At 58.7% G+C, this 25,972-nt stretch carries 16 protein-coding genes; 14 read left to right on the top strand and 2 right to left on the bottom strand.

The window, feature by feature from the left end:
• Nucleotides 1–36 precede the first annotated feature (36 nt).
• The 13 genes from PMI27_RS03605 to PMI27_RS03665 all read left to right on the top strand — a co-directional run bounded on the left by PMI27_RS03605 (nt 37) and on the right by PMI27_RS03665 (nt 16,868).
• A complete protein-coding gene (locus tag PMI27_RS03605) occupies nt 37–1,983 on the top strand; it encodes a methyl-accepting chemotaxis protein (RefSeq protein WP_008153751.1) in 1,947 nt (648 codons plus the stop codon).
• Nucleotides 1,984–2,160: 177 nt separating this feature from the next.
• Nucleotides 2,161–3,900: a protein-disulfide reductase DsbD gene (locus tag PMI27_RS03610; RefSeq protein WP_008153752.1), complete on the top strand. Its 1,740-nt coding sequence runs from the start codon at nt 2,161–2,163 to the stop codon at nt 3,898–3,900.
• Between the two features lie 131 nt (nt 3,901–4,031).
• A complete protein-coding gene (gene aroQ / locus PMI27_RS03615; RefSeq protein ID WP_008031265.1) occupies nt 4,032–4,487 on the top strand; it encodes a type II 3-dehydroquinate dehydratase in 456 nt (151 codons plus the stop codon).
• Between the two features lie 24 nt (nt 4,488–4,511).
• Nucleotides 4,512–4,973, top strand: coding sequence for an acetyl-CoA carboxylase biotin carboxyl carrier protein (gene accB / locus PMI27_RS03620; RefSeq protein WP_008153753.1), 462 nt, complete (start codon nt 4,512–4,514; stop codon nt 4,971–4,973).
• 17 nt (nt 4,974–4,990) lie between these two features.
• Nucleotides 4,991–6,349: an acetyl-CoA carboxylase biotin carboxylase subunit gene (accC, locus tag PMI27_RS03625; protein ID WP_008153754.1), complete on the top strand. Its 1,359-nt coding sequence runs from the start codon at nt 4,991–4,993 to the stop codon at nt 6,347–6,349.
• A 255-nt stretch (nt 6,350–6,604) separates the two neighbouring features.
• The gene (gene prmA / locus PMI27_RS03630) at nt 6,605–7,483 is read left to right on the top strand and encodes a 50S ribosomal protein L11 methyltransferase (protein WP_008153755.1); all 879 of its coding nucleotides are present in this window, start codon (nt 6,605–6,607) and stop codon (nt 7,481–7,483) included.
• Nucleotides 7,484–7,513: 30 nt separating this feature from the next.
• Nucleotides 7,514–8,722, top strand: coding sequence for a DUF3426 domain-containing protein (locus tag PMI27_RS03635; protein WP_008153756.1), 1,209 nt, complete (start codon nt 7,514–7,516; stop codon nt 8,720–8,722).
• Between the two features lie 185 nt (nt 8,723–8,907).
• The gene (gene dusB, locus PMI27_RS03640; protein WP_008153758.1) at nt 8,908–9,918 is read left to right on the top strand and encodes a tRNA dihydrouridine synthase DusB; all 1,011 of its coding nucleotides are present in this window, start codon (nt 8,908–8,910) and stop codon (nt 9,916–9,918) included.
• Nucleotides 9,915–10,235 (top strand): DNA-binding transcriptional regulator Fis, encoded by a 321-nt coding sequence (fis, locus tag PMI27_RS03645; protein WP_007907419.1) that lies wholly within the window; start codon nt 9,915–9,917, stop codon nt 10,233–10,235. Before dusB ends, fis begins: the two co-directional genes overlap by 4 nt.
• Before the next feature lie 81 nt (nt 10,236–10,316).
• Entirely contained in the window at nt 10,317–11,924 is a 1,608-nt protein-coding gene (gene purH, locus PMI27_RS03650; protein WP_008153759.1) for a bifunctional phosphoribosylaminoimidazolecarboxamide formyltransferase/IMP cyclohydrolase, read from the top strand.
• Between the two features lie 110 nt (nt 11,925–12,034).
• Complete coding sequence (gene purD, locus PMI27_RS03655; protein ID WP_008153760.1) at nt 12,035–13,330, top strand: phosphoribosylamine--glycine ligase; 1,296 nt, start codon at nt 12,035–12,037, stop codon at nt 13,328–13,330.
• Between the two features lie 99 nt (nt 13,331–13,429).
• Nucleotides 13,430–16,207 carry a hybrid sensor histidine kinase/response regulator gene (locus tag PMI27_RS03660; RefSeq protein ID WP_008153761.1) on the top strand — a complete coding sequence of 926 codons (2,778 nt, stop codon included), beginning with the start codon at nt 13,430–13,432 and terminating at the stop codon, nt 16,205–16,207.
• A 64-nt stretch (nt 16,208–16,271) separates the two neighbouring features.
• Nucleotides 16,272–16,868 (top strand): MarC family protein, encoded by a 597-nt coding sequence (locus tag PMI27_RS03665; RefSeq protein ID WP_008153762.1) that lies wholly within the window; start codon nt 16,272–16,274, stop codon nt 16,866–16,868.
• A gap of 59 nt (nt 16,869–16,927) precedes the next feature.
• On the opposite strand, the gene PMI27_RS03670 is transcribed toward PMI27_RS03665, so the two are convergent.
• Entirely contained in the window at nt 16,928–17,749 is an 822-nt protein-coding gene (locus PMI27_RS03670) for a hypothetical protein (protein ID WP_008153763.1), read from the bottom strand.
• A 244-nt stretch (nt 17,750–17,993) separates the two neighbouring features.
• Between PMI27_RS03670 and PMI27_RS03675 the strand changes: the two genes are divergently transcribed.
• Nucleotides 17,994–18,644, top strand: a complete 651-nt coding sequence (locus tag PMI27_RS03675; RefSeq protein ID WP_008153764.1) for a hypothetical protein — start codon at nt 17,994–17,996, stop codon at nt 18,642–18,644.
• A gap of 155 nt (nt 18,645–18,799) precedes the next feature.
• Here PMI27_RS03675 and PMI27_RS03680 read toward each other — a convergent pair whose 3' ends face one another.
• Nucleotides 18,800–25,888 (bottom strand): TcdA/TcdB pore-forming domain-containing protein, encoded by a 7,089-nt coding sequence (locus tag PMI27_RS03680; protein ID WP_008153765.1) that lies wholly within the window; start codon nt 25,886–25,888, stop codon nt 18,800–18,802.
• Between the last annotated feature and the right edge of the window lie 84 nt (nt 25,889–25,972).

Here is a 25,972-nt window from a genome sequence, read left to right as displayed (position 1 = left end):
TCAGGCGCTTACCATTCTGCCGCTGGTAGACCCGCAATGCGCCTGAAGCTGCTGACCAATCTCAACACCCTCCTTTTAGTCGCCGTGTGCGTGGCCCTTGGCGCCACACTGTGGTGGTCGCAAAAAGCCCTGGAGCGCCCCTATCTTTTGATGGAGCGTTACCTGGGTTTGTCCCAGCAATTTCAAAATGAAGTCGAGCGCAATGTCGACGACTACCTCGCCAGCGGCGATGCCCTGCGCCTGAGCAGTGCCGGCCAGGCCATCGACAGCCTGCAAAAGGAGCTCGGCGAGTTGCCGCCGGCCTTGGCCGACACCTTGCGCCCGAGCCTGTCGAACCTCGAGGAATTCAGCAAAACCGACCTGCTGGCCGCGGGCAAACTCGCGGGCGATCCACAAGCACTGCTGTTACAGGCCGAACGCGAACTCGGCGCCAGCCTCGATCAGCTCAGCCAATATGCCAGCGCTAACGCGGCGTATCTGACACCGTTGCTCGCCGCCTCCCAGCACTTGGGCAAGTTGTCTCTGGCCCGGGACAAACTGGTCAGCAGCGGCCGAAGCGAATTGGCCGCCGATGTCGAGCGTGAAGTCGCCAACATCCGCACCCAGGCTGAGCTTCTGGACGCCTTGCCGCTGCTGGGTGTGACGAGCAAAAGTGAATCGGGCACGGATGATTTCGCGGCGATGATGGGTCTGGAGAACACCGAAAAAGCTGTTGCCGAGGATGCTGGCGTCGGCCTCAAACGCGAACTCAACAGCCTGCTGACGCGCTACCCCGCCGAGCTGGCGCGCACTCGCGACCAGATCCAGAAACGCGCCGACCTCAGCGCCGCCACTCACCTGAAAATCGCCGCCGTGCAGCAGGCCATTGCCGGACTGGAGCCGGTGGTTCGCGCCCAGCATGGACAGATCCAGGGCGAAGTGCGGCTGATGCAAGGCGTGATGATCGGCCTGATCCTGCTGATTGCTTTGCTGATCGACACCTTGCAACGGAAACTGGCCCGGACGCTGACCAACCTCGCCCCGGCCCTCTCGACCTGGGCCGAGGGCGACTTCAGCCGGGACATTCAACTGGGTAAAACCAATCGCGAACTGCATGACATTCAAGCGTCACTCAATCGCTTGCGCGCCTATCTGGTCGACCTGGTCGGAACCATTCGCCTCAACGCCGAACAAGTCGCCGGCAGTAGCCGAACGCTGGCCGAGCTGAGCAATGACCTGCACAGCGGCGCCGAACATCAGGCCGGTGACACGGCGTTGATACGTGATTCCCTCGGCGAGCTGGAAGCGACCATTCAACAGGTTGCCGGCGATGCCAGCCAGGCCGCCGACGCCAGCCGCCATGCCGGGCTGGCGGTGGAGCACGGCCAGAAAGTCATCGGCTTGAGCCTCACCGGGCTGCACGCGCTGGTCGACGAAGTGCAAGGCAACGCGCAAATGATCGAACACCTGGCCGAAGAGTCGGCAACCATTGGCGGCGTGCTGACGGTCATCCGCGCGATTGCCGACCAGACCAACCTGTTGGCCCTGAACGCCGCCATCGAAGCGGCCCGAGCCGGGGAAATGGGTCGAGGGTTTGCGGTGGTGGCCGAAGAAGTTCGCTCTCTGGCGCAACGCACAGCTGGCGCCACGGCAGAGATCCAGACGTTAATCGCCGGGTTGCAAACCGCTGCGCGACAATCAGTGGAAGGCATGCGCGCCCAGGTCGAACACGCCGAAGCCACTGCCAATCAGGCCCAGGCCGCCGACGGTGCGCTGGATAAAATCGTCGGCGCGATCCAGACCATTTCCGACACTGCCGTACGCATTGCCGATGTCACCGCCCAGCAGAGCGGCGCCGTCAGCGAAATCCGCGATCACAGTGAGCGGATTCACCAACTGGGTGGGGATAACTTGCTGCGCATCGGCGAAGGGCGCGTGCAGGGGGAGAATTTGCTGGTGCTGGGTGGACGGTTGCATACCGCCGTCCAGGCTTTCCGCGTCTGATAGACCGCCATCGCGAGCAGGCTCGCTCCCACAGGGGTACGCATTCCATTGTGGGAGCGAGCCTGCTCCGGGCGGCGATCCGACGATGGCGCCAGAACACTCACCGCAAAACTCCCGGCCCTGCACACCCGACCGCCGTCCGCTATCATGCCCTCACTTTCGATACGCGAGATTGTCATGCGCCGTTTGCTCTGCCTGTTGTTTTTAGTGTTCGCCCTGCCGGCCACCGCCGCCGGTTTGCTGGACAGTCGGCCCAGTTCGACGTTGGGCTCGATCAACAACAGCGCCGACTTTCTGCCGGTGCGTGAAGCCTTTCAGCTGAGCCTGGTAGAAAGCACACCGCAATCGATCAAACTGCGTTTCGTCGCCACCGAGGGCTACTACCTCTACCGGCACCGCTTTCAGTTTCGCGCCGACCCGCCCGATGCAGGCCTCGGGGCCGCGCAACTGCCCAAGGGCGAACAGAAGCACGATGAGTATTTCGGCGATGTCGAGGTCTACCACGGGGTTCTCGATGTAGAGTTGCCGCGCACCGATCAACGCGCCTTCACCTTGGTGGTTACGTATCAGGGTTGCGCCGATAAAGGCTTGTGCTATCCACCCGAAACCGAGCGCCTGAGTATTGATGGCAGCGCAGGCACGACTCCGGCCTGGAGCTGGCGCGAACTGGCGCTGTTCTTCCTCGCCGGCATAGGCCTGACGTTCACACCGTGCGTGCTGCCGATGCTGCCGATCCTGTCCGGCGTGGTGTTGCGCGGTCAGGTGGGTGGTTGGCGCGGCTTCAATCTATCTCTGGCCTACGTGCTGCCAATGGCCGTCTGCTTCGCCCTGCTCGGGGCATTGATGGGGATGTTCGGCGCACAGCTCAATCTTCAGGCGCGGCTGCAATCGGCGTGGGTGCTGGTGCCGTTCGCGACGTTTTTTGCGTTGTTTGCCTTGGCGATGTTTGGCGTCTTCGAACTCAAGCTGCCTTACGCGATCAGCAGTCGGCTGGATCGGATCGCCGGTCGCACCGAAGGGGGTTCGTTGTGGGGCGCTGCCGTACTGGGCGTGGTTTCCAGCCTGTTGGTGTCGCCCTGCGTCTCGGCACCGCTGGCCGGCGCGCTGCTGTACATCAGCGCCAGCGGCGATGCAGTGGGCGGTGGTCTGAAATTGTTCATGCTCGGCCTGGGCATGGGCGCCCCGCTGTTGCTGGTCGCCACCGGTGGCGCCGCCTGGCTGCCGAAAAGCGGCCCCTGGCTGATCTATGTGAAAAACGCGATTGGCGTTTTGTTGCTGGGGCTGGCGATCGGTCTGCTCAGTCGAGTACTGCCAGGCCAGATCACGTTACTGCTGATCGGCTTGCTGGCCGGTGGCGTCGGGTTGTTCATGGGTGCGCTGGAGTTCGTCTACAAACCGCCGAGAAAACGCCTGGGCCAGTTGCTGGGGATGTTCCTGCTGTTTTATGCGCTGGCGTGTTGGTATGGAGCGTTCAGCGGCCAGACCGACCCGTTCAATCCGATTGGCCAGCCGCGCACAGTTGCCGGCAATGAGCGGCCGCAAAACACCAGCACCTGGCAAACCGTCAGCACTCCGGCCGACCTGGATCTCGCCCTCGCCGAAGCCAAATCGTCAGGCACCCCGCTGCTGCTCGACTGGTACGCCGACTGGTGCATCAGTTGCAAAGTCATCGAACATAAGGTGCTCAACGACGCCAGGGTCGTCGAACTTCTCAAAGGCTATCGACTGATCCGCTTCGACATCACCGCCAGCAACGCCGAGCAACGCGCCCTGCTTGACCGCTACAAACTGTTTGGCCCGCCAGCGCTGATGTTTTTCGGCAAGGACGGCGTCGAACACGCCGATGTGCGAGTGATCGGCGAGATCAACGCCACCGACTTCGCCGAACGTGTTGCGAAAGCAAATGACCGGATTTAATAACCCGGTCACATATTTCGCGCAAACATCGGCCATTGTGCTGGCTATTGCATAGAACTGGACAGTCACAAAGGCTTTGCGGCATAGTCGCCGGGTTCTGACAATTGCACACAGATAACAAGGAACAGCAGATGGCGACGCTACTGGTTCTGCACGGACCCAACCTGAACATGCTCGGCACCCGTGAACCGGGCACCTATGGCGCTACGACACTGGCGCAGATCAACCAGGACCTGGAACGCCGTGCCCGTGAAGCCGGCCACCATTTGCTGCACCTGCAAAGCAACGCCGAGTACGAATTGATCGACCGCATCCACGCTGCCCGCAGCGAAGGTGTGGACTTCATTCTGATCAACCCAGCAGCTTTTACGCACACAAGTGTCGCATTACGTGACGCGCTGCTGGCGGTGAGCATCCCATTCATCGAAGTGCATTTGTCTAACGTGCACAAACGCGAACCTTTCCGCCATCACTCTTACTTCTCCGACGTAGCGGTGGGAGTGATCTGCGGCCTTGGCGCCAGCGGTTATCGACTGGCCCTGGAGGCCGCCCTGGAACAGCTTGAACAACAAGCTATACGCCCCTGACCGACCCTTGGGAGTTGATGATTCATGGATATCCGTAAAGTTAAGAAACTGATCGAACTGCTGGAAGAGTCCGGCATCGACGAGCTCGAGATCAAGGAAGGCGAAGAGTCCGTACGCATCAGCCGTCACAGCAAGACCCCGGCTCAGCAGTACTACGCACCGGCTCCAATGCATGCTCCGGCGCCTGCGCCTGTTGCTGCTGCCCCGGTTGCTGCCGCCGCACCTGCTGCTCCGGCCGCGCCAGTTCTGAACGGCAACGTTGCCCGTTCGCCTATGGTCGGTACCTTCTATCGCAAGTCTTCGCCATCCTCGCCGTCCTTCGTTGAAGTTGGCCAGACCGTGAAGAAAGGCGACACCCTGTGCATCGTCGAAGCCATGAAGATGATGAACCACATCGAAGCTGAATCCAGCGGTGTGATCGAATCTATCCTCGTCGAAGACGGCCAGCCGGTTGAGTACGACCAACCGCTGTTCACCATCGTTTGAACCGCGGAGAGACTTTGATGACTGCGAAGTTGGAAAAAGTTCTGATCGCCAACCGCGGTGAGATCGCCCTGCGGATCCTGCGTGCCTGCAAAGAGATGGGCATCAAGACTGTCGCCGTTTACTCCAAGGCCGACAAAGAGCTGATGCACCTGGGTCTGGCAGACGAATCCGTCTGCATCGGCCCGGCCTCGGCCGCGCACTCTTACCTGCACATCCCGGCAATCATCGCCGCGGCTGAAGTGACTGGCGCTACCGCCATTCACCCAGGCTACGGTTTCCTTGCGGAAAACGCTGATTTCGCTGAACAGGTCGAGAACTCCGGCTTCGCCTTCATTGGCCCGAAAGCCGACACCATTCGCCTGATGGGCGACAAGGTATCGGCCAAGCACGCCATGATCGCGGCTGGCGTTCCAACCGTTCCGGGTTCCGACGGCCCGCTGCCTGAAGACGAAGAAACCGCTCTGCGCATCGGTCGCGAAGTCGGTTACCCGGTGATCATCAAAGCCGCTGGCGGCGGTGGTGGTCGCGGCATGCGCGTTGTGCATAAAGAAGAAGACCTGATCTCCTTCGCCAAACTGACCCGCACCGAAGCAGGCGCGGCGTTCGGCAACCCGATGGTCTATCTGGAAAAATTCCTGACCAACCCACGTCACGTGGAAGTTCAGGTACTTTCCGACGGCCAGGGCCACGCCATCCATCTCGGCGACCGCGATTGCTCGCTGCAACGTCGTCACCAGAAGGTTCTTGAAGAAGCGCCGGCACCGGGCATCGACGAGAAGGCACGGGCTGAAGTCCTCGCACGCTGCGTCAAGGCTTGCATCGACATCAACTACCGTGGCGCGGGCACTTTCGAGTTCCTGTACGAGAACGGCGCGTTCTATTTCATCGAAATGAACACCCGCGTTCAGGTTGAGCACCCGGTTTCGGAAATGGTCACCGGCATCGACATCGTCAAGGAGATGCTCAGCATCGCCGCTGGCAACAAGCTGTCGTACACCCAGGAAGACGTGGTTATCCGCGGTCATGCACTGGAATGCCGAATCAACGCCGAAGACCCGAAAACCTTCATGCCTAGCCCAGGCACGGTCAAGCATTTCCACGCACCAGGCGGCAACGGCGTTCGCGTCGATTCGCACCTGTACAGTGGCTATGCCGTTCCGCCGAACTACGATTCGTTGATCGGCAAGCTGATCACCTACGGCGCAACCCGTGACGAAGCCCTGGCGCGCATGCGCAATGCGCTGGACGAAATCGTTGTCGACGGGATCAAGACCAACATCCCGCTGCACCGCGACCTGGTCCGCGATGAAGGCTTCTGCAAAGGTGGAATCAACATCCACTACCTGGAACACAAGCTGGCTGGCGAAAAGCATTAAGCTTTAGCCCGATCAACAAAGCCGCCCTCGGGCGGCTTTGTTGTTTCTGTGCTCTTTGTAGGAGCGAGGCTTGCCCGCGAACCAGACGCCGCGGTGCTTCAGACTTACCGCGTCATCGTTCTTCGCGGGCAAGCCTCGCTCCTACGAAGAGCACGCATGTATCGGTCTTGTCGTCTTCTGCCTCGCGCTCGCGTAAACTTGCGCGCTTCTCGCAGCCCGCTAGGCTGCAATCAATATTTTTCAAAGGTGCCCGCCATGCCTTGGCTGCAAGTCCGTCTCGCCATCAGCCCAGAACAAGCCGAAACCTACGAAGACGCTTTCCTTGAAGTGGGCGCCGTATCGGTGACGTTCATGGACGCCGAAGATCAGCCGATCTTCGAACCTGAACTCAACACCACGCCGCTGTGGTCGCACACGCACCTGCTGGCCCTGTTCGAAGGTGGCACCGAAGCCGCCACCGTACTGGCCCACCTAGAGTTGCTGACCGGCAGCCCGCTGCCCGAGCATCACAGCGAAGTCATCGAAGACCAGGACTGGGAACGTAGCTGGATGGACGGTTTCCAGCCGATGCGTTTCGGCCAGCGCCTGTGGATCGTTCCGAGCTGGCACGCTGCTCCTGAACCAGACGCGGTGAATTTGCTGCTGGATCCGGGCCTGGCGTTCGGCACCGGTACTCACCCGACTACTGCGCTGTGCCTGGAATGGCTCGACGGCCAGGACCTGAAAGACTGCAACGTCCTGGACTTCGGCTGCGGCTCGGGGATTCTGGCGATTGCTGCCCTGCTGCTGGGCGCCAAGGAAGCCGTCGGTACCGATATCGACGTGCAAGCCCTGGAAGCGTCCCGCGACAACGCCGGGCGCAACAACATCGCCGAAGAGCTCTTCCCGCTGTATCTGCCGCAAGATTTGCCGCAGGTTCAGGCCGACGTATTGGTCGCCAACATTCTTGCCGGCCCGCTGGTTTCCCTGGCGCCGCAATTGTCCAGCCTGGTCAAGCCCGGTGGTCGTCTGGCGCTGTCGGGCATCCTCGCCGAGCAAGGTGAAGAAGTCGCCAAGGCTTACGCCCAGGACTTCGATCTGGACCCGATTGCCAATCGCGATGGCTGGGTGCGCATCACTGGCCGTCGGCGCTAGAATGAACGTCTGCATAAACCGGATTGCCGCATGACCGACAGCTTCGTCACCCAGTGCCCGCATTGCCAAACCAGCTTCCGCGTCAGCCATGCTCAATTGAGCGTTGCCCGCGGAGTGGTTCGTTGCGGCTCGTGCTTGCAGGTGTTCAACGCTGCCAAGCAGCTGCTTGAACAACAGGCCGGCAAAGACGCGATCACACCGGTTACACCGGCCATCGTCGAACCGCCGGAGCCGCGAGCCATCAGCCAAAAGCAATGGTCCGCGGCCGAGCTGGATCTGGACAGTCTGGACCTGGACGAAGAGCTCGCCCGCCTCGAACAGCGGGAAATCCAGCCGACCACGGAATTCGGCCGACAGCGCGAAGACAACCTGAGTGCCAGCCGAGATACCGTCGAGCACGAAGAAGCGCCGTGGCCCGACAGCCTGTTCAGCGAATCGGCCGCCGATCGTGCGCTGACCACTGAAGCCGACTTGCCAGAGCTGGAACTCGATCCGGGCAAATACTCGCGCACCGAACCTTCGCTGTCCCTCGAGCCGGTGGAGCTGGACGACGAACATCTGCCGCCACAGCTGCGCCTGCACGACCCACTCGACGCACCGATGCATCACGAACGCCTGTCGGCGACCGATGACATCGACGACGATCTGCCCTCGATCGAACCTGTGCGCAAAAAGCGTGAGCCGGCTGTCCGCGCTGATGCCCTGCAAGACCTGACCGATGACCCGCTGCAACTGGATTGGCAAAAACGCCGCTCACCCTGGGGCCGCCGATTTTTCTGGCTGTTGCTGATCCTGCTCGGCGCTGCTGCGCTCGCCGGTCAGTACATCGCCTACCATTTCGAAGAACTGGCGCGCCAGGACCAATACCGTCCGTGGTTCCAGCAACTGTGTCCGCAAATCGGCTGCACCGTGCCATCCAAAGTCGACATCGCCAAAATCAAGAGCAGCAACCTGGTGGTCCGCAGTCACCCGGACTTCAACGGTGCACTGGTGGTCGACGCGATCATCTACAACCGCGCGCCCTTCTCCCAGCCTTTCCCGCTGCTGGAGTTGCGTTTTGCCGACCTCAACGGCCACCTGATCGCCAGCCGGCGCTTCAAGCCCGGTGAGTACCTCAACGGCGATCTCGAAGGGATGGCGGAAATGCCTCCGCAAACGCCGATCCACATCGCACTGGATATCCTCGATCCAGGCTCCAAGGCGGTGAATTACAGCCTGAGCTTCCATTCGCCCGAGTGAAACGGCTCAGTGTTACGGCTTTGACGGCATATTTCTGACTTTGACCGCTCACACCAAACCGCTGGCGATAACAGAATAACTGTTCAGATTTTGTTCAATTCAGCCTTTATCCAGTCATCGAGAGCGGGTATCATGCCAACCCTTTTTCGAACTCTCATGATCCGACCCCACAACAGGGAAGTCCTATGTCGGCGGTACGCATCGGTCCTTACACATTGCACAACGGCTTGATTCTCGCCCCGATGGCGGGGGTCACAGACCAACCCTTTCGTCAGCTGTGCAAGCGACTGGGCGCAGGACTTGTAGTCTCGGAAATGGTCACCAGCGACATGAGCTTGTGGAACACCCGCAAATCGCGGATGCGCATGATCCACGAAGGTGATCCCGAGCCCCGCTCGGTACAGATCGCCGGTGGTGATGCACAGATGCTGGCGGATGCAGCCCGGGCCAACGTTGAACTGGGCGCACAGATTATTGATATCAACATGGGCTGTCCGGCGAAAAAGGTCTGCAACAAGGCCGCCGGGTCCGCGCTGTTGAAGGATGAAGCACTGGTGACCGAGATCCTGCAGGCCGTAGTGGCTGCGGTTGATGTGCCGGTCACCCTGAAGATCCGCACCGGCTGGGACCGGGACAACAAGAACGGCCTGACCGTGGCGAAGATCGCCGAGCAGGCAGGCATTACGGCGTTGGCGGTTCATGGCCGCACCCGTGCCGATCTCTACACCGGCGAAGCCGAGTACGACACCATCGCCGCGATCAAGCAGGCCGTGTCGATTCCGGTGTTTGCCAATGGCGATATCGATTCGCCAGAGAAGGCCCGGTACGTGCTCGATGCGACCGGTGCCGATGGCCTGCTGGTAGGCCGGGCCGCCCAGGGGCGGCCATGGATTTTTCGTGAGATCGATCATTTTCTGCGTACCGGCGAGAAACTCCCGGCACTGGAACTGATCGAGGTGGAACGCATTCTGCTAGAGCATCTGGCTGCGCTGCACGTCTTCTATGGAGACGTCATGGGCGTACGCATTGCTCGAAAGCATGTGGGCTGGTATCTCGCAACCTTGCCGGGCGCCAGGGAATTTCGCGCCCACTTCAATCGTTTGGAAGATACGGAAGCACAATGCGCCAACGTTCAGGGCTTCTTCGCCGAACGTTACAAGAGCCTGACAGGGGACGGAGACGAGGTGGCCGCATGACGATGATGACCGAGACTTTAGTGAGTGGAACAACACCCGTGAGCGACAACGTGAATTTGAAACAGCACCTCAATACGCCGAGCGAAGAAGGTCAGACCCTTCGCGGGAGTGTCGAGAAGGCGCTGCACAATTATTTCGCCCACCTTGAGGGCGCTGCCGTCACGGATGTGTACAACCTGGTGCTCTCCGAAGTCGAGGCTCCCCTGCTCGAGTGCGTGATGAACTACGTCAAGGGCAACCAGACCAAGGCCAGCGAGCTGCTCGGACTGAACCGAGGCACGCTGCGCAAGAAACTCAAGCAGTACGATTTGCTGTAAGCATTCAATCAAACCAGAAAGGCGCCCGCGTAAAAACGGTCGCCTTTTTTGCTGACTCCTTTGCTTTTGATGGAAATTGAAATGACCGACCAGACTACCCGCCTGCCGATCCGCCGCGCCTTGATCAGCGTTTCCGACAAGACCGGGATCCTTGAATTCGCCAAAGAGCTTGAAGCCCTGGGCGTCGAGATCCTCTCCACCGGCGGAACGTTCAAGCTGCTGCGCGACAACGGTGTTGCCGCAGTGGAAGTCGCGGATTACACCGGTTTCGCAGAAATGATGGACGGCCGGGTAAAAACCCTGCACCCGAAAATCCACGGCGGGATCCTCGGTCGTCGCGGTATCGACGACGCCATCATGAACGAGCACGGCATCAAGCCGATCGACCTGGTAGCGGTCAACCTGTACCCGTTCGAAGCCACCATCAACAAACCAGGCTGCGACCTGCCGACCGCGATCGAGAACATCGACATCGGCGGCCCGACCATGGTCCGCTCGGCTGCCAAAAACCACAAAGACGTGGCCATCGTGGTGAATGCCAGCGACTACGCCAGCGTCCTCGAAAGCCTCAAGGCCGGCGGCCTGACCTACGCTCAGCGTTTCGACCTGATGCTCAAGGCCTTCGAACACACCGCAGCCTATGACGGCATGATCGCCAACTACATGGGCACCGTGAACCAGGCGGCTGACACCCTCAGCACTGAAGGTCGCAGCGAGTTCCCGCGCACCTTCAACAGCCAGTTCGTCAAGGCTCAGGAAATGCGCTACGGCGAGAACCCGCACCAGAGCGCGGCGTTCTACGTTGAAGCCAAACCTGCGGAAGTCGGTATCGCCACCGCAACCCAGCTGCAAGGCAAAGAGCTTTCGTACAACAACGTGGCCGACACCGACGCCGCGCTGGAATGCGTGAAGAGCTTCGTCAAACCGGCCTGCGTGATCGTCAAGCACGCCAACCCGTGCGGCGTGGCCGTGAGCCCGGACGCCGAAGGCGGTATCCGCCAGGCTTACGAACTGGCCTACGCCACCGACACCGAGTCGGCGTTCGGCGGCATCATCGCGTTCAACCGCGAGCTGGATGCTGAAACCGCCAAAGCCATCGTCGAGCGTCAGTTCGTCGAAGTGATCATCGCCCCGTCCGTCAGCGAAGAAGCTCGCGCCATCGTGGCTGCCAAAGCCAACGTGCGCCTGCTGGCCTGCGGCGAGTGGTCGGCTGATCGCGCCGCTGCGTGGGACTACAAACGCGTCAACGGTGGTCTGCTGGTGCAGAGCCGCGACATCGGCATGATCAGTGCCGACGACTTGAAAGTCGTGACCAAGCGCGCCCCGACCGAACAAGAGATCCACGACCTGATCTTCGCCTGGAAAGTCGCCAAATACGTTAAGTCCAACGCCATCGTCTACGCCAAGAACCGTCAGACCATCGGTGTCGGCGCTGGCCAGATGAGCCGCGTGAACTCCGCGCGCATTGCTGCGATCAAGGCTGAGCACGCCGGTTTGCAAGTGGCAGGTTCGGTGATGGCCTCCGACGCGTTCTTCCCATTCCGCGACGGCTTGGACAACGCGGCCAAGGTCGGCATCACCGCGGTGATCCAGCCGGGTGGCTCGATGCGTGATGCGGAAGTGATTGCCGCTGCTGATGAAGCCGGCATCGCCATGGTCTTCACCGGCATGCGCCACTTCCGTCACTAATATCATCAGGCCTGCGATGCGCAGACCTGTAGGAGCAAGGCTTGCCCGCGATGGCGTCCCCGAGACCGTCATCGCGGGCAAGCCTTGCTCCCACAACCGAGGTTTTTGAAATGAATGTTTTGATCATTGGCAGCGGCGGCCGTGAACACGCCCTGGCTTGGAAAGTGGCCCAGGATCCGCGTGTGCAGAAAGTTTTCGTGGCTCCGGGCAACGCCGGTACCGCCATTGAAGCCAAGTGCGAGAACGTCGCTATCGACGTGCTGGCCCTTGAACAGCTTGCAGACTTCGCCGAGAAGAATGTTTCCCTGACCATCGTCGGCCCGGAAGTGCCGCTGGTCGCGGGCGTCGTCGATCTGTTCCGCGCCCGTGGCCTGGATTGCTTCGGTCCAACCGCTGGCGCTGCTCAGCTGGAAGGTTCGAAAGCCTTCACCAAGGATTTCCTGGCGCGCCACAAGATCCCGACGGCCGACTACCAGAACTTCACCGAGATCGAGCCTGCCCTGGCTTATCTGCGTGAAAAAGGCGCACCGATCGTGATCAAGGCCGATGGCCTGGCCGCCGGTAAAGGCGTGATCGTTGCCATGACGTTGACCGAAGCCGAAGACGCCGTGCGCGACATGCTGGCTGGCAACGCATTCGGCGACGCCGGCTCGCGCGTCGTGATCGAAGAGTTCCTGGACGGCGAAGAAGCCAGCTTCATTGTCATGGTCGACGGCAAGAACGTATTGCCGATGGCCACCAGCCAGGACCACAAACGTGTCGGCGACGGCGACACCGGTCCGAACACTGGCGGCATGGGTGCCTACTCCCCTGCCCCGGTCGTGACCGCCGAAGTGCACAAGCGCGTTATGGACCTGGTGATCTGGCCGACCGTGCGCGGCATGGCCGAGGAAGGCAATGTTTACACGGGCTTCCTGTACGCCGGTCTGATGATCGACAAGGCTGGTAACCCAAAAGTCATCGAATTCAACTGCCGTTTCGGCGACCCTGAGACCCAACCGGTGATGCTGCGTTTGCAGTCGAGCCTGGTGTTGCTGGTCGAAGCGGCGCTGGCGCAAGCCCTGGACAAGGTCGAAGCACAATGGGATCCGCGTCCAAGCGTCGGCATCGTGCTGGCGGCTGGCGGCTATCCTGGTGACTACGCTAAAGGCGTTGCCATCAACGGCCTCGATGCCGCTGCCGCACTGGAAGGCAAAGTCTTCCACGCAGGTACTGCACTCAAGGACGGTCAAGTGGTGACGGCCGGTGGTCGGGTACTCTGCGCCACGGCAATGGGTGCCAGCGTCGATGCCGCTCAGCAGCAGGCTTACAAGCTGGCGGCCAAAATTGACTGGGAAGGCTGTTTCTATCGCAAGGACATTGGCTACCGCGCCATTGCCCGCGAGCGTGGCGAAAATCAGGAATAAGAACGCCATTCGGCCAGGCAAGGGCTTCGGGCCCTTGCCGGACTATTCCGGCGCCGCGCATAGTTATATTCTGGCATTAACCTACGAAGGGATTTCGCCGTGCGCTGGCTCAGGATTGCCATAGGATTCACCGTCACTCTGCTGACCTTGCTCTGCATGCTCCCGGCCCAGGCCGCGCAAGGCAGTGGCTGGGCGGTATTGCTCGACGAACAGGGCGACCTGCAACTCAGCGACATCCGTTCCGCTCGCTACACCAATCAATTCAGCCCCATTGAACTCGACCGCCTCACCGCCGCCGAACCCGATGGAGCGTTATGGCTGCGTTTCAGACTCGCTCCCGGCAAGCATGAACAGTTGCTGCGGGTATTCGCGCCCGACCTGTCGGCCCTCAATCTGTATGTGCTGGACGGCGACACGCTGATCGAGCAACAGAACACCGGCACCGGCCAGCCCCAGGCTGAACGACCGCTGCCCAGTAGCGACTTCATGTTGCCGCTGCCGCAAAACGAAAAGCCCCTCGATGTTTACCTGCGACTGGTCTCCGACCATCAGTTGAGGCCTTACATCACCCTGCAGTCAGCGGTGATGACCGCGGCCCATCAGAATCAGACGCTGATCTACGGACTGTTGTTCGGTTGCCTCGGGATGTTGATCCTGTACAGCCTCGTCCGCTACGCCTATAGCCGCTCACGCAGCAGTCTCTGGCTAGCCGGATGCGAAGCATTGTTGATGCTCAGCCTGTTGCTGTTGCTGAATCTGGCAGGGCCCTGGCTGCCGAACTGGCACGCGGTGCAGACACCCGGCGCCTACTTCGCCTTGCTGCTGACGGCGCCGTGCGGCCTGATGTTCGCCTATCGTTTCTTCGCCCCGCTCGGCCCGCACCCACTGAACAAGCTGCTGATGGGGGACATTCTGTTCATCGTGGTCTGTAGCTTGCTGCTGTTATTCGTCAACACGCTGCCGCTGAACATCATGACCTATGCCCTGGTCGCGCTGGCAGGCCTGAGCATGTTGTTCGTCAGCGCCTATCACTGGCAAAAAGGTTATCGCCCGGCGCGCCTGTTCGTCGCGGCGATGGTGGTGTTCAACATTGGCACGCTGATCATGTTGCCGGCACTGCTGGGATTGACCCTGGTCGCACCGCAGGGCTTGATCATGACGCTGCTGGGGTTGATCTGCATCAGCGGCGTGTTGATGAGCATTGCCTTGAGTGAACGTCAGCGCAGCATCACCGAAGACCGTTTCAGCGTCAGCCGCGACCTGGCCGCCAGCAACGCCGAGATCAACGCCAAGGCCGAATTCCTGGCAAAAATCAGCCACGAAATCCGCACCCCGATGAATGGCGTGCTGGGCATGACCGAGCTGCTGCTGGGCACGCCGCTCTCGGTCAAGCAGCGCGACTATGTACAGACCATCCACAGCGCCGGCAACGAACTGCTGACACTGATCAACGAGATTCTCGACATCTCCAAGCTCGAATCCGGGCAGATCGAACTGGACGATGTGCAGTTCGACCTCAACGCACTGATCGATGATTGCCTGAGCATCTTCCGCGCCAAGGCCGAACAGCAGAACGTCGAGCTGATCAGCTTTATCCAGCCGCAAGTGCCACGCGTCATCAGCGGTGACCCGACGCGCCTGCGCCAGACCCTGCTGAGCCTGCTGGAAAACGCCCTGAAGAAAACCGACGAAGGCGAAATCCTGATCGTCGTCGCGCTCGATGAGCGCAGTGTCAAACCGCGCTTGCGCATTGCCGTGCAGGACAGCGGTGAGCCGATGGACGCCGAAGAGCGCGATGCATTGATGCACGCCGAACTGCACAGCAAGCACTTCCTCTCGGCCACCCGTCTGGGAGGCAACCTGGGGCTGGTGATCGCCCGTCAGCTGATTCGCTTGATGCACGGCGAGTTCGGGGTCAAGAGCGGCGCCAATCAGGGCAGTACCTTGTGGCTGACCTTGCCGCTGGACCCTGACCGCCTCGAACACCCGACGTCTGACCTTGATGGCCCCCTGCAGGGTGCACGGGTATTGGTGGTGGACGATAACGACACGTGTCGCAAAGTGCTGGTGCAACAGTGCAGCGCCTGGGGCCTGAATGTCAGTGCCGTAGCGTCCGGCAAGGAAGCGCTCGCGCTGTTGCGCACCAAGGCTCACTTGCGCGATTACTTCGACGTGGTCCTGCTGGACCAGAACATGCCCGGTATGACCGGCATGCAACTGGCGGCCAAGATCAAGGAAGACCCGAGCCTGAACCACGACATCCTGCTGATCATGCTCACCGGCATCAGCAATGCGCCGAGCAAGATCATCGCGCGCAACTCGGGGATCAAACGCATCCTCGCCAAACCGGTGGCCGGCTACACCCTAAAGACGACGTTGGCCGACGAGCTGAACCAGCGAAACAAGGGCCTTTCCATCTCGCAGCACCTGCCCACCGGCCCGACCTTACCGGTGAAGGTACCCAGCGATTTCCGCATCCTGGTGGCCGAAGACAACAGCATCTCGACCAAGGTGATTCGCGGCATGCTGGGCAAGCTCAACCTGCAACCGGACACCGCCAGCAATGGCGAAGAAGCTCTGACTGCGATGAAAGCCCAGCGCTACGACCTGGTGCTGATGGACTGTGAAATGCCGATCCTCGACGGTTTCTCCGCCACCCAGCAATTGCGAGCCTGGGAAGTCGGCAATCAGCGGACTCGCACGCCGGTGGTGGCGTTGACCGCACACATCCTTGCAGAGCACAAAGAGCGCGCGCGCCAGGCCGGCATGGACGGGCACATGGCCAAACCGGTCGAACTGTCGCAACTGCGTGACCTGATCGAGCATTGGGTGGCCCAGCGCGATCAGCAGATCCGGGCAGCGACTCAAACGTCCTGAGCCGACAGACCCCGCAGCGCCTGATAGACTCCCCCTCGACTTCCCTCGCCAGTGAGCTTGCACCATGCTCCACGTGTTGTTCAGCGTTTACCTGAAGATGCTGGTCCTCTACAGCCCGTTCTTCGTTTTGTCCTGCTTCATCAGTCTGACTCGCGGTTATTCGCGCAAGGAGCAACGTCGTCTGGCCTGGAAAGTGGCGACTGCCACCCTGGTCTCCAGCATCTTGCTGTACCTGTTCGGGCGAGTGATTTTCAGTGTCTTCGGCATCACCGTAGACGCGTTCCGCATCGGTGCCGGCAGTGTGTTGTTCATCTCGGCGCTGGGCATGGCTCAGGGCAAGTCGGCGGTGCAGACTGACAACGTGCAGCAGGACGTGACCATCGTCCCGCTGACCATTCCCCTGACGGTCGGCCCCGGTACCATCGGCGCATTGCTGGTGATGGGCGTGAGTCAGCCCCATTGGGACGACAAACTCACGGCCATTCTCAGTATTGCCCTGGCCAGTTTTACGGTCGGCGTGGTGCTTTATCTGTCCAACCGCATCGAGCGCATTCTCGGTGACCAGGGCTTGCAGATCGTCAGCCGGTTGATGGGGTTGTTCGTCTGCGCATTGGCGGCGCAGATCATCTTTACCGGGGTGAAGGGCTATCTGGTTCCGTGAACGCGCAAGGCCGAAGGATCCAAATCCCTCGACCCTGATTTTTGTATGGCGTTGATTATTTACTTGGCAGCATTCCTGCGGCGATTGAACCGGTTTTGCAGCAGCGGCTTGTAATACTGCCCCAAGTACTCTTCCAGCTCATTCTTGAGCGCGGCATAACGAATTGGATTAAATGTAATAAAAGCGCTACCACGAAAGATATCGCGCCCCGAAGTTCTCCAGTTAAAGAAAATAGGTGCAGTTTCGTTACTGCCGCCCACGCTGTCGATCGACACCAACGAAGTTACGATAATGCCATTGGCCAATTGATCACATGGCATCACCGCCAGCCTGACACCTTTATCACCTGTAACTTCGCGATTGAACAAGTTGATCGCTTGCGGTTCCTTCTTCAGGGCATCCAATGTCGAATCAGCAACTGCGCTGAGTATAGAAGCCCCCGGAATCGCGGCTTTCGCTGCATCCATACCGGCCTTGACGATGTCGGTAACGATGTTATCCATGGTCAATTGGCGGGAACTCTTCTGATAAACGGTGTAACCGGAATCTGCCACGAAACACCCTGCTTCATCCATGCACTTCAGGAACGCGAGATACCACGCTTGAGGGTCGTCGCCTGGAACTTCGTAACTTGCCTCCAGCTTCGAAAACTTGATCAGGTTTTCAATGATCGCCATATTTTCAAGCGTAATCTTTTCGCCATAACCCACCAGTGTATTGGCCAGCACGACCGCATCCAGCTCTTTGGTCGGGCTCGAAGCGTCTGCTGCCACAAATGATCGCATACGAATGACAGGCTGCGCAGACAGCCGCCGACTAATACGCGCCTTCACTAAAGCTGTACATTTTTCGACACCGATAGCACTTTCAATAATATCCATATTCAACATTCCATTTAATAAGTTAATAGTGCCCTGAAGAGGGCAAGGCGAATCTAACGCACCCTACCCGGACAGACAAACCACAATCAAATTCCATATGTGTACAAGAGCGATACCAAGCTCAAGAAAAAGCTTCACACATATAACAAAGCCGGCACTGACGCCCACCACTGTAAGCTGCGGACATTGCACAACGTGCAATACCCTCGCTATGTATCATTATTTCTTTTATCAGGAGTTACTTATGAGCAATACGCTACCGTCCGGTGTGGTGACGGGCCCCAATCTAATTTCAAGTGTCGGCGAGCTTACTCTGCAAGACTTTGACGACTTAACCAACTGTACGCACATTGCCACACGGTCTGCCGACCTCGCCCATAATCGTTTTGCCAACTCACAATACTGGCTGGAGGAATATGTTCGCACACTCATGTTTCTCGGCTGGTCGCTCCATGAAGGAGCCATTACGACACGAACACGTTTTGATGTTCCTGGCAACGTTGCCGATTTTCTGGTGCGCAAAGCGCAAGCCCTGAGCGACTCCCGGCAAGCAAACGCCATGATTGACACCCTCGACGCCTTGCAACACGACGCTGACGCCGTGCGTTCATTGGACGACGAGAGCCTTAAAGGACGTCGATTCCAAGTGCTTCCTGCCTGTTATGACTCAAGTAGAAATCTCCATATAGCCGTTTTCAACCTCGAGTTGGTCGCCAGTACAACGAAGAGCGGCTTCTTGTTTTGGTCCTGGGAAAATCAATCGGCAAACCTCATTCAACGCAGTGCCTTTCTCAAATTGAACAGAGCCATACTCGACACAAAAAGACCGCTTATGGAGACCAAGCTCCGTGAACAAGTCATGAAGCGATTTACCTTGAGGAAGGCAAGGCCATAAACCGCCTCGCACACATAAAAAACCCCTTCACACGTTTCAACATGTGAAGGGGCGACGCCGAACGCTGGGATTAGCCAATAGCAGTCGACCTTCGAGATACCAGGCGCACCCACTGACACATCAAACAGGTTCAATGTGTCAGTGGCTGTCAGAACTCAACCTTCTGTTTTTTCAACTATTGCGCTGGGCAAAATGCCTTTGAGTAACACACTGCTCGTGCTGCCCTTCCGGGCCAGGGCACTCACCAGTGTTGACACCGCGAAGGACTGATAGCCGCTCATCGTCAGAAATACGTTCCGTTGCAAAACGACATCGGCCGAGAACACGTCGCGAAAGATCAAACTGTGTCCGCTGTCCGTATCCACAATCACCAAGTGCTCATCGACCCGGCTCGCCCACAACTGATCCGCAACCACGATATCCCAGATCAGTTTTCCCGGAACCGAGGGCGCGCGGTCGAGCGAATGCCGGCAATCGACAATGACCGATTCAAGTTTCAACCACGCGGCTCTGGTAAGCCGACAGGTCGTTGAGCCTTGACCCAGTTTGAGCACCAGGATGCTGACATCATCGGCAATCAACGGGAGCAGGTCCGTATGCGTTTTCGCCCCCTCGATCACCAGTACTTCGGCGTTTCGCTGGACATAGTCGAGCGGCCCGACCCTGTTGTTTTGCGGGTAGGTGTGCAAAAAACCATCCCTGCTGTCATGCATCATCACATTGGTTTGGTGCTGGGTGCCGACGAGCGTGAATGGCGCAGCAATGGCGATCTTCGGAATGCGCAGCAACCGTCCGGTCCGGACCACGTACCATTGTTGGTAGTCAGGGTCTTCGACGGACAGAAAATCGGCGCATCGATGTTCGTTCGCCAGCGCCGCCAGCGCCGCCAGCCCCTCACTCAACTCACCTTCCAGTGCCGCGACCCAATGGCGGTTAACGCCCGTAATCCGCACCGGTTCTTTGTACTGTAAATCCAGCTCCACACCGTCAAGCGTCGTGGCCCTCAGGCCAGAGCCTTCCACTGTTACGTCGCTGAAGGTCCAGCTCGCCCATTCCTGCGTCGGGGCTGGCAATGCCTCAGCCAGTAGCAGTTTCGTTCCGTCGGCCAATGCCGTGCTCAAATGGTCTGGATTGATAAAACCTTGACGGACAATCTTGCCGGTTGAAAGATCGAACAGCCAGGTGGCCTGATTGTCTGGAGTAATACTCAGCAACCGTACTTCCTTGCCGTGCCCCATTTCAGCGAGCAGCAGCCGTCTCCCCAAGTACCAGGCGCACAAGGCATCTCCTTTGAAACCGGTCAAACCCAGGATGGCAAAACTCGGCACCGGGTATTGCAATGCAACCGTTTCCAGCACCAACCACCATTGGGTTTTTTCCTTGAGCCAGTGCTCGGTCAGCCCGCCGAGTCTCAGATGCCCGTCCGGCTTAATGTCAAAGAACAGACCGGAATCGGTCAGGACGAGATAGTCCTGCTCAACGGCGATAACATTTTTCAGCCCAGGGGGAGAGATGTCGCTGGACGACCATTGTGCGCGCCCCCCCACCATCGACCTTTGCTGACACATGAGGCGTTGGTGAAGTTTGTCGTAGGTAATGAACACTTCGCCCTCGACACCGGCGGGAGCAATGAGCACAAGATCATTCAAGGCCTTGATCGAGTCTGCCCATCCCCGCGAACGGTGACGCCTGGTTGGCGCTCGAATAATCAACCCGTCACTGCTGCGCACCCAGACCAGATCCCGCAACTCGGCATCGATCTGCCAACAAATCGAAACCAGTGCACCGGGACGCCAGCTCACAGTATTGGAGGACTCTGCCGGCAAGTGATAGTAGCCCAGGACCTGCTTCCAGTCCGTCAGCGTGTCAGCCTTCAAAAGCGTCCGCAGCGCAGGATCCTGACCGCAGGTGATCGAACTGAGCATCACGGCCCGGTCATGGATCACATAGGTCAGCTCATCGCGCTGGCCATCCTTTCCAGGGAGCTGCTGCACGATCTGAATGCCACCATTGGTCACAACCTCAAAGTGGACAATCGCCACGCCATCTCTCATCAGCAAACGATAGCGCTGAATCAGGGTTCCGGTGATCGCATCGACCTGCCAGACATAGAAATCATCGGGGTGATAGAAGTAAGCCGAACCCTCCACCACCGCCCCCAGTACGGCCTCATCGGCCAACAGCACCTGTGGGTCGCGGATGTATAGAAAACGATCCTGAGCCGAGTCGTAATACGCGGTGACCGTCCTGGGCTCGTCCGGTTTTTCGAACGGCACCACGAAATTGCGAACAGGGGTGTAAGACGTGGCCAGGCGATGTTCATGGGTCAGTGTCTTGAAGTGATCCAGCAACGCTTGTTCCCCGAGGGCAGGACTGGCCTCTTCTTCGACCACTTCAAACTGGCGGGCAACAAGATCAACGAGCACGATTTTGTTATTCGACAGCTTGAGCAACACATGGTGAACGCCAGTGCCACTGAATGTCACATCCAATGTCCCCGAGACAAGGCGCCCTCCGGCTTCTATCCGGATGTCCGTCTCCGCCAGCCATGGCGTCAGCAGCACCCATTGCATAGCAATGTGACCGGGGGCGGCGAGTTCGAGGCTAACCCCGGGATTGAGCAGCACGAAACATTGAGCTCCTGCGCCTTCTAACCGGTAGGACACCAGCCCGTGCCACATCTTCGGTAGCGCAGGTACTGCCAGTGAACGTTCGACGTTATCGAGACGAACATTGAATACCGTTGGCTGGTAGACCGGGTTCAGCCGGTTGACCACGTACTCGCCGGGAAACGAATAGAACGAAAACAGAAACTGCCATTCCCCCTGTTCGTTCTTTTTCTCCAGTCGACGTGCCGTGTCGAACCCATTGGCATGACGATACGTGACAAACGGCAGCAACTTGTAGCCGTAGCCGTACCAGGTCTTGGGTGTGCAAGGCAGCACGATCGTCTGCCCGGCCTGCGGTGAGAAACGCGCCGAGTCCGGCAACCCAAGGCCCTGGCGAATATCGGTGGCGCGGTTGTAATCCACATCGAAATCCGGCACCCCGAAATGGTTCCGAAGCGGGAACAGTTTCGGGCTGTCGAAATGGACGGTGGATGCGCGCAAATCCAGATCGGCAAACACCAGCAAGGGATGCGTAATCCAGGCATTCGACGCCCTGTCCAGGTGATAGCCGCCTTGTAAATACGCCTTTTCCAGCCCGTCAAAAAACAACGCGACCTCCTTGGCTTCCTCCGCAATGGTCGCAAAGCCTTCGGCCAGTGCCGTAACGCCCACTGCCAACCCGCCAAGAATCACCCCGGCGCCCCCCAGCACCGCGGCCACCGTACCCGCGCCAGCCAGGGCGGCCCCCAGTCCCGCGGCGCCCAACACCGCACTCGCGGAGTCGAAGGCCAACTGCGTCCCGAACTGCGCCTTTTCAATCTCATTGGTGGCGTGGCTTAGCTGATAAATATCAAACCCGACATTCACCAGCCCCAGCACAGTACCGACGCCTTCATTGGCGATATGCCCCAAGGCCTTTTGCACCAACGGTGCGCTGGTGCGGGCGATCAGTTTTTCATCGTCCAGTGCCTGACGCACCAGGTTCACTACGCCGAACACATCCACTATGTTGCCATGGGCCAGCTGGGCATAGTTCACGTAGGCATGCAGGCGAATGGCGGTGGTCAGGGCTTTGTCACCACCGCTGGCCGCCCCTTCGTGATGACGCAGTGCGTTCATCAAGGCTTGTACGGTGAACCCGGCATTGAGCGTATGAACGCTGCCGGCGTCCGTCGGATCAATCGAATTGACCGGTGCACGCGGGCGAGCGGCCAATGAATGGAAGGTTTCGGAGAGGAAGTTTTTAATTCTCAGGAACCGGTGATCGCTGGTGGTGACACGCACAATGGTCTGCCCGGCATCGGCGTTGACCAGACTGATTGCGTATTCCCCTGTCGGGGTTATCTCCAGGGTCTCGAACAACGCAACAGAATCCGACGCCAGCCCGTGTTGCTCCTGCAACTGCCGTGTCGCTTGCGCGATCTGCCCACCCCACCAATGCGCATCCAGTTCCAGCAATGAACTGCCCAACGCCGCATTGTTGACCAGCGACTGTCCCCGAGCACTGGCCAGCCGTTGTCTTACCTGCGGCACCGTTTGCTCCGGCAACGCGCCTGGCTCCGAAAGGCTTGAAACCTCAGTACCGGAGGCAAGTACTACCTTGTTCAGTTTTGCACCATCGAGCTCGATCAGATCAAAGGTCGGCCGTTGCGCATCGCCAAAGGCTGCGTAATGCATGGCCATTTTTTTGCGCAGGAAAAAGTCCGCCAATGCTTCACTGAACGCCAACGACGTAACAATCTCGCAGGTCCCTAAATTCGGGTCGTAGAACAGGTAATTGCTGTGCTCGCCTTCAAAAATTTTCGCCACTAGCATCGAGTGGTTTTCCGAATTGAGCATTACGGTCGTACTGGCCGTTCTTTTTTCCAGTATCGCTACGACCTGCGCCAGATCAGAGCGACTCAGTGGCTTGCCTATGTCATTGACAGGCGCGTCACGCAGCTCCTCGATCATGCTGACAAACCCCTTTGAGTCCGCGTGCTCAGAGTCGGCGACGGCCAGATAAAAGCGTTCCCTCAAGATGTTTGCCGCCGTGTTGCCTTTGTGGAGCGCCGCCGCCATAGCCAGCGCCAGTGGGTAACAGCGTCCGGCAACCCGGTCGCCCGCGCCTTTGAGCAACAAGTCCTGTGGCGCCACTTTGAAACTGTTGTCCTTGAAGCTCTCCAGCACTTCACCGATTCGTTCGAGGACCCGGTCGCGGTACTCGTGTTCCGCTATCTGCTGAATTCTGGCGACCAACCGTCCCCACTCCCGCAGGGTCAGCGGACGTTCGAGTGCCTGTTTCTTGAGATCGACACTGGTGTCAGACGAGGCCACGGACGGATTGGCAGCCCCCTTCAACCCGGCAAGGAAAGCCGGATGACTTTGCTTGAACAGTTCCCGCTCAATGGCTCCGTAACGGTGGATGACCCCCAACTCCGACATCGTGTTGGCAAGGTTTTCAAGCGTTGCACTGGCGGCACCAAAATGCTGGTGATCCAGAGTATTGACCCCCAATAGCCCACCCAGCACTAGACGTTGCAACGGGTTCAGCTTTACGGTGAGAACTGGGTCTTTGGCGACCTGGATCAGCAGTTCATCCATTGACAGGTCTTGTGTCGTCGCGTCCGTGAGTGGAGCCGGGGGGCGGATGCTGGCATCCTGAGCGATGATCGCTTGCCGGTCATCGAAGCTCAGGGACAATGGTTTTTCAAACGTCACGCTGCCGTTGTGGCGCTGACTCATCGCCTGGCGAAATGGCTCACCGAGATCATCGGCCAGTTGCTGCAACAGATCGGTGATCAACACATGACGACCTTCGATCACCGGCCAGCCTTCTTCGAAATCAATGCTCTGGTACTTGAGCAGTTGTGTGACATCGCCGGCATAGCGGGTTTTGAACTGCCCGGCCTCCCAATGCTGCTTTTCTCTATTCAGCCATTGAGCCGTGTTGCTCTCGCTCTCCTTCCAGGAATGGTCCTGTTCCTCCTCGGTCGCCCGGTTGACAGTGTCGATGGCGGGTATGGCGACTTCAGCTCTCGAAGCTTCAGCGCCCTGTGGGGTGAAATGCATCTTCTCGTAATCCCTCAGCCCATCGCGAATCGCAGCAGGCCCGGTCAGATAAATGGTCACTTCACTCTGTGGACGGATACCGTCGCTGTAGTAAGTAGCGGCAGCTTCCATCAATAAATTAATCGCTAATTCTTCCTCACTCGGCAGTTCATTCAAGCGTCCGAACTTTTTCTCAACCACTTTCTTGGCAACCTGAATGACTGCCTGAGCGTCGATAAGCGCAATCTTTCCTTCAATGGCTAACCGGCCGGTGGCATCAACCACCTCATAGTTAAACCTGAAACGGTCAAGAACAGCCTTGAGCATTGCCGCCCCGGGATGAGCCATCATGAAGGCGTTATTCAACGAGCTTCGTTCGGCGACGGCACGCAGCCCACCCGGGCGCACCTGACGCTCTACCGGGCGCCGGAAAACACTGCTGATATCAGGGCTGCTCTTGGCAAAATTCTCCAGCGCCTTACGGTACTCCAGGGGAATTGCCTCGAAATAGTTTGTGTACTTGCTGCGTGTAAACTGCCGCCCCGGCATCCATTCAGGACTGTGGTCAAGTATCAACTGCAAAACACCCTGGCGTGCATCCGAGCCAAACCGACTGATATCCACCCCGCCCAGGTTTTCTAACAGTGGCGGCAGGTTATCCACATCTGCATAACTGCCACCGTCAGCGAACAGTGCCTCGACGCGGACAATATCGGAGGCGGCAGCAAAGTTGCCACGCAAGCTGATTTCTCGCTCGTAGATGTCCTGCAAATACAACGGTATCGCCTTGTTGGCGAGATCGCGAAGAACAATAGCGCCCTCACCCAACGACAACAAACTCTGGCGGTTTTTTCCCCTGAGTACTTGCAACCGTCCTTCATCTTGACTGTAGGCTCTGACCAACAGATCGATTCTGGCGTTGTCGGCGCTCCCACCGTTCTTTACCTCTTTATTAATGTGCGCAAACATCTGCTGCTTGAGAGCGATGACCCGCTCTTCATACTTGTCGCCCAATTCAATAGCGGTGCTACTGGCCTGCCCGCCATTAATCATGGCGTCAGCCTTGGCCGCCTCGACAATAATCCGATTGGTTTCGTAGGCCAGCAATGCGTCGCTGTCGTACCAGAGTTTGAGGGTGTAACCCTGCCCAGCCAGTGTCTGTTTCCAGATATTGATGTAGTCGCGCTGGATATCGCCGATACCACCGCCGAGCCAGACGAAGTGCAAATTGTCAGGAACGTTGGTTTTGGGCGCTTGCAACTGCTGCGCACCGTTCGACAAACGAGCCTCGAAACCTTCGAGCCGTTCGTAGATGTCTGCCACATCGGGGGTAGGGCGCGGGGTCGGAAGCGACTCAGTCGTTCGTCGTGGTCGACCCACAGGCCCTACTAAAGAGGCCAAAGCTTGCTTCAACAGGTTCAGTGGCTCCAGCATCCTGGGCGAATCGAGCAAGTCGATGCAACCTGAGTAATACCTGAAGATGGCGTCGTATTCAGGGTTACCCTTGTACGAAATTAACGCTTGCTCAAGATCTTTAAGATTAAAAAGTTTTGCGAATTTTACATATTCACCGACATACGGAACATCCTGATGACTTTTAGACAAGACACTCTCCAACTTCAATACATGCAATTAAATTCTAAAAGTCAGACGCGCAAATACCGCTCGACGACAACGTCAGCTCTTTCG

Source organism: Pseudomonas sp. GM41(2012) (genome assembly GCF_000282315.2).
Classification (GTDB): Bacteria; Pseudomonadota; Gammaproteobacteria; order Pseudomonadales; family Pseudomonadaceae; genus Aquipseudomonas.
The sequence above is the reverse complement of the archived record's forward strand: the minus strand, read 5'-3'. Positions and strand labels throughout refer to the sequence as shown.

Bases quoted from the DNA above. Each gene is read 5' to 3' on its own strand.
- purH (WP_008153759.1), top strand. From the start codon at position 10,317: ATGACCGACCAGACTACCCGCCTGCCGATCCGCCGCGCCTTGATCAGC.
- PMI27_RS03670 (WP_008153763.1), bottom strand. From the start codon at position 17,749: ATGGATATTATTGAAAGTGCTATCGGTGTCGAAAAATGTACAGCTTTA.
- PMI27_RS03605 (WP_008153751.1), top strand. From the start codon at position 37: ATGCGCCTGAAGCTGCTGACCAATCTCAACACCCTCCTTTTAGTCGCC.
- prmA (WP_008153755.1), top strand. From the start codon at position 6,605: ATGCCTTGGCTGCAAGTCCGTCTCGCCATCAGCCCAGAACAAGCCGAA.
- dusB (WP_008153758.1), top strand. From the start codon at position 8,908: ATGTCGGCGGTACGCATCGGTCCTTACACATTGCACAACGGCTTGATT.
- PMI27_RS03665 (WP_008153762.1), top strand. From the start codon at position 16,272: ATGCTCCACGTGTTGTTCAGCGTTTACCTGAAGATGCTGGTCCTCTAC.
- aroQ (WP_008031265.1), top strand. From the start codon at position 4,032: ATGGCGACGCTACTGGTTCTGCACGGACCCAACCTGAACATGCTCGGC.
- purD (WP_008153760.1), top strand. From the start codon at position 12,035: ATGAATGTTTTGATCATTGGCAGCGGCGGCCGTGAACACGCCCTGGCT.
- accB (WP_008153753.1), top strand. From the start codon at position 4,512: ATGGATATCCGTAAAGTTAAGAAACTGATCGAACTGCTGGAAGAGTCC.
- fis (WP_007907419.1), top strand. From the start codon at position 9,915: ATGACGATGATGACCGAGACTTTAGTGAGTGGAACAACACCCGTGAGC.
- PMI27_RS03635 (WP_008153756.1), top strand. From the start codon at position 7,514: ATGACCGACAGCTTCGTCACCCAGTGCCCGCATTGCCAAACCAGCTTC.
- accC (WP_008153754.1), top strand. From the start codon at position 4,991: ATGACTGCGAAGTTGGAAAAAGTTCTGATCGCCAACCGCGGTGAGATC.
- PMI27_RS03610 (WP_008153752.1), top strand. From the start codon at position 2,161: ATGCGCCGTTTGCTCTGCCTGTTGTTTTTAGTGTTCGCCCTGCCGGCC.
- PMI27_RS03675 (WP_008153764.1), top strand. From the start codon at position 17,994: ATGAGCAATACGCTACCGTCCGGTGTGGTGACGGGCCCCAATCTAATT.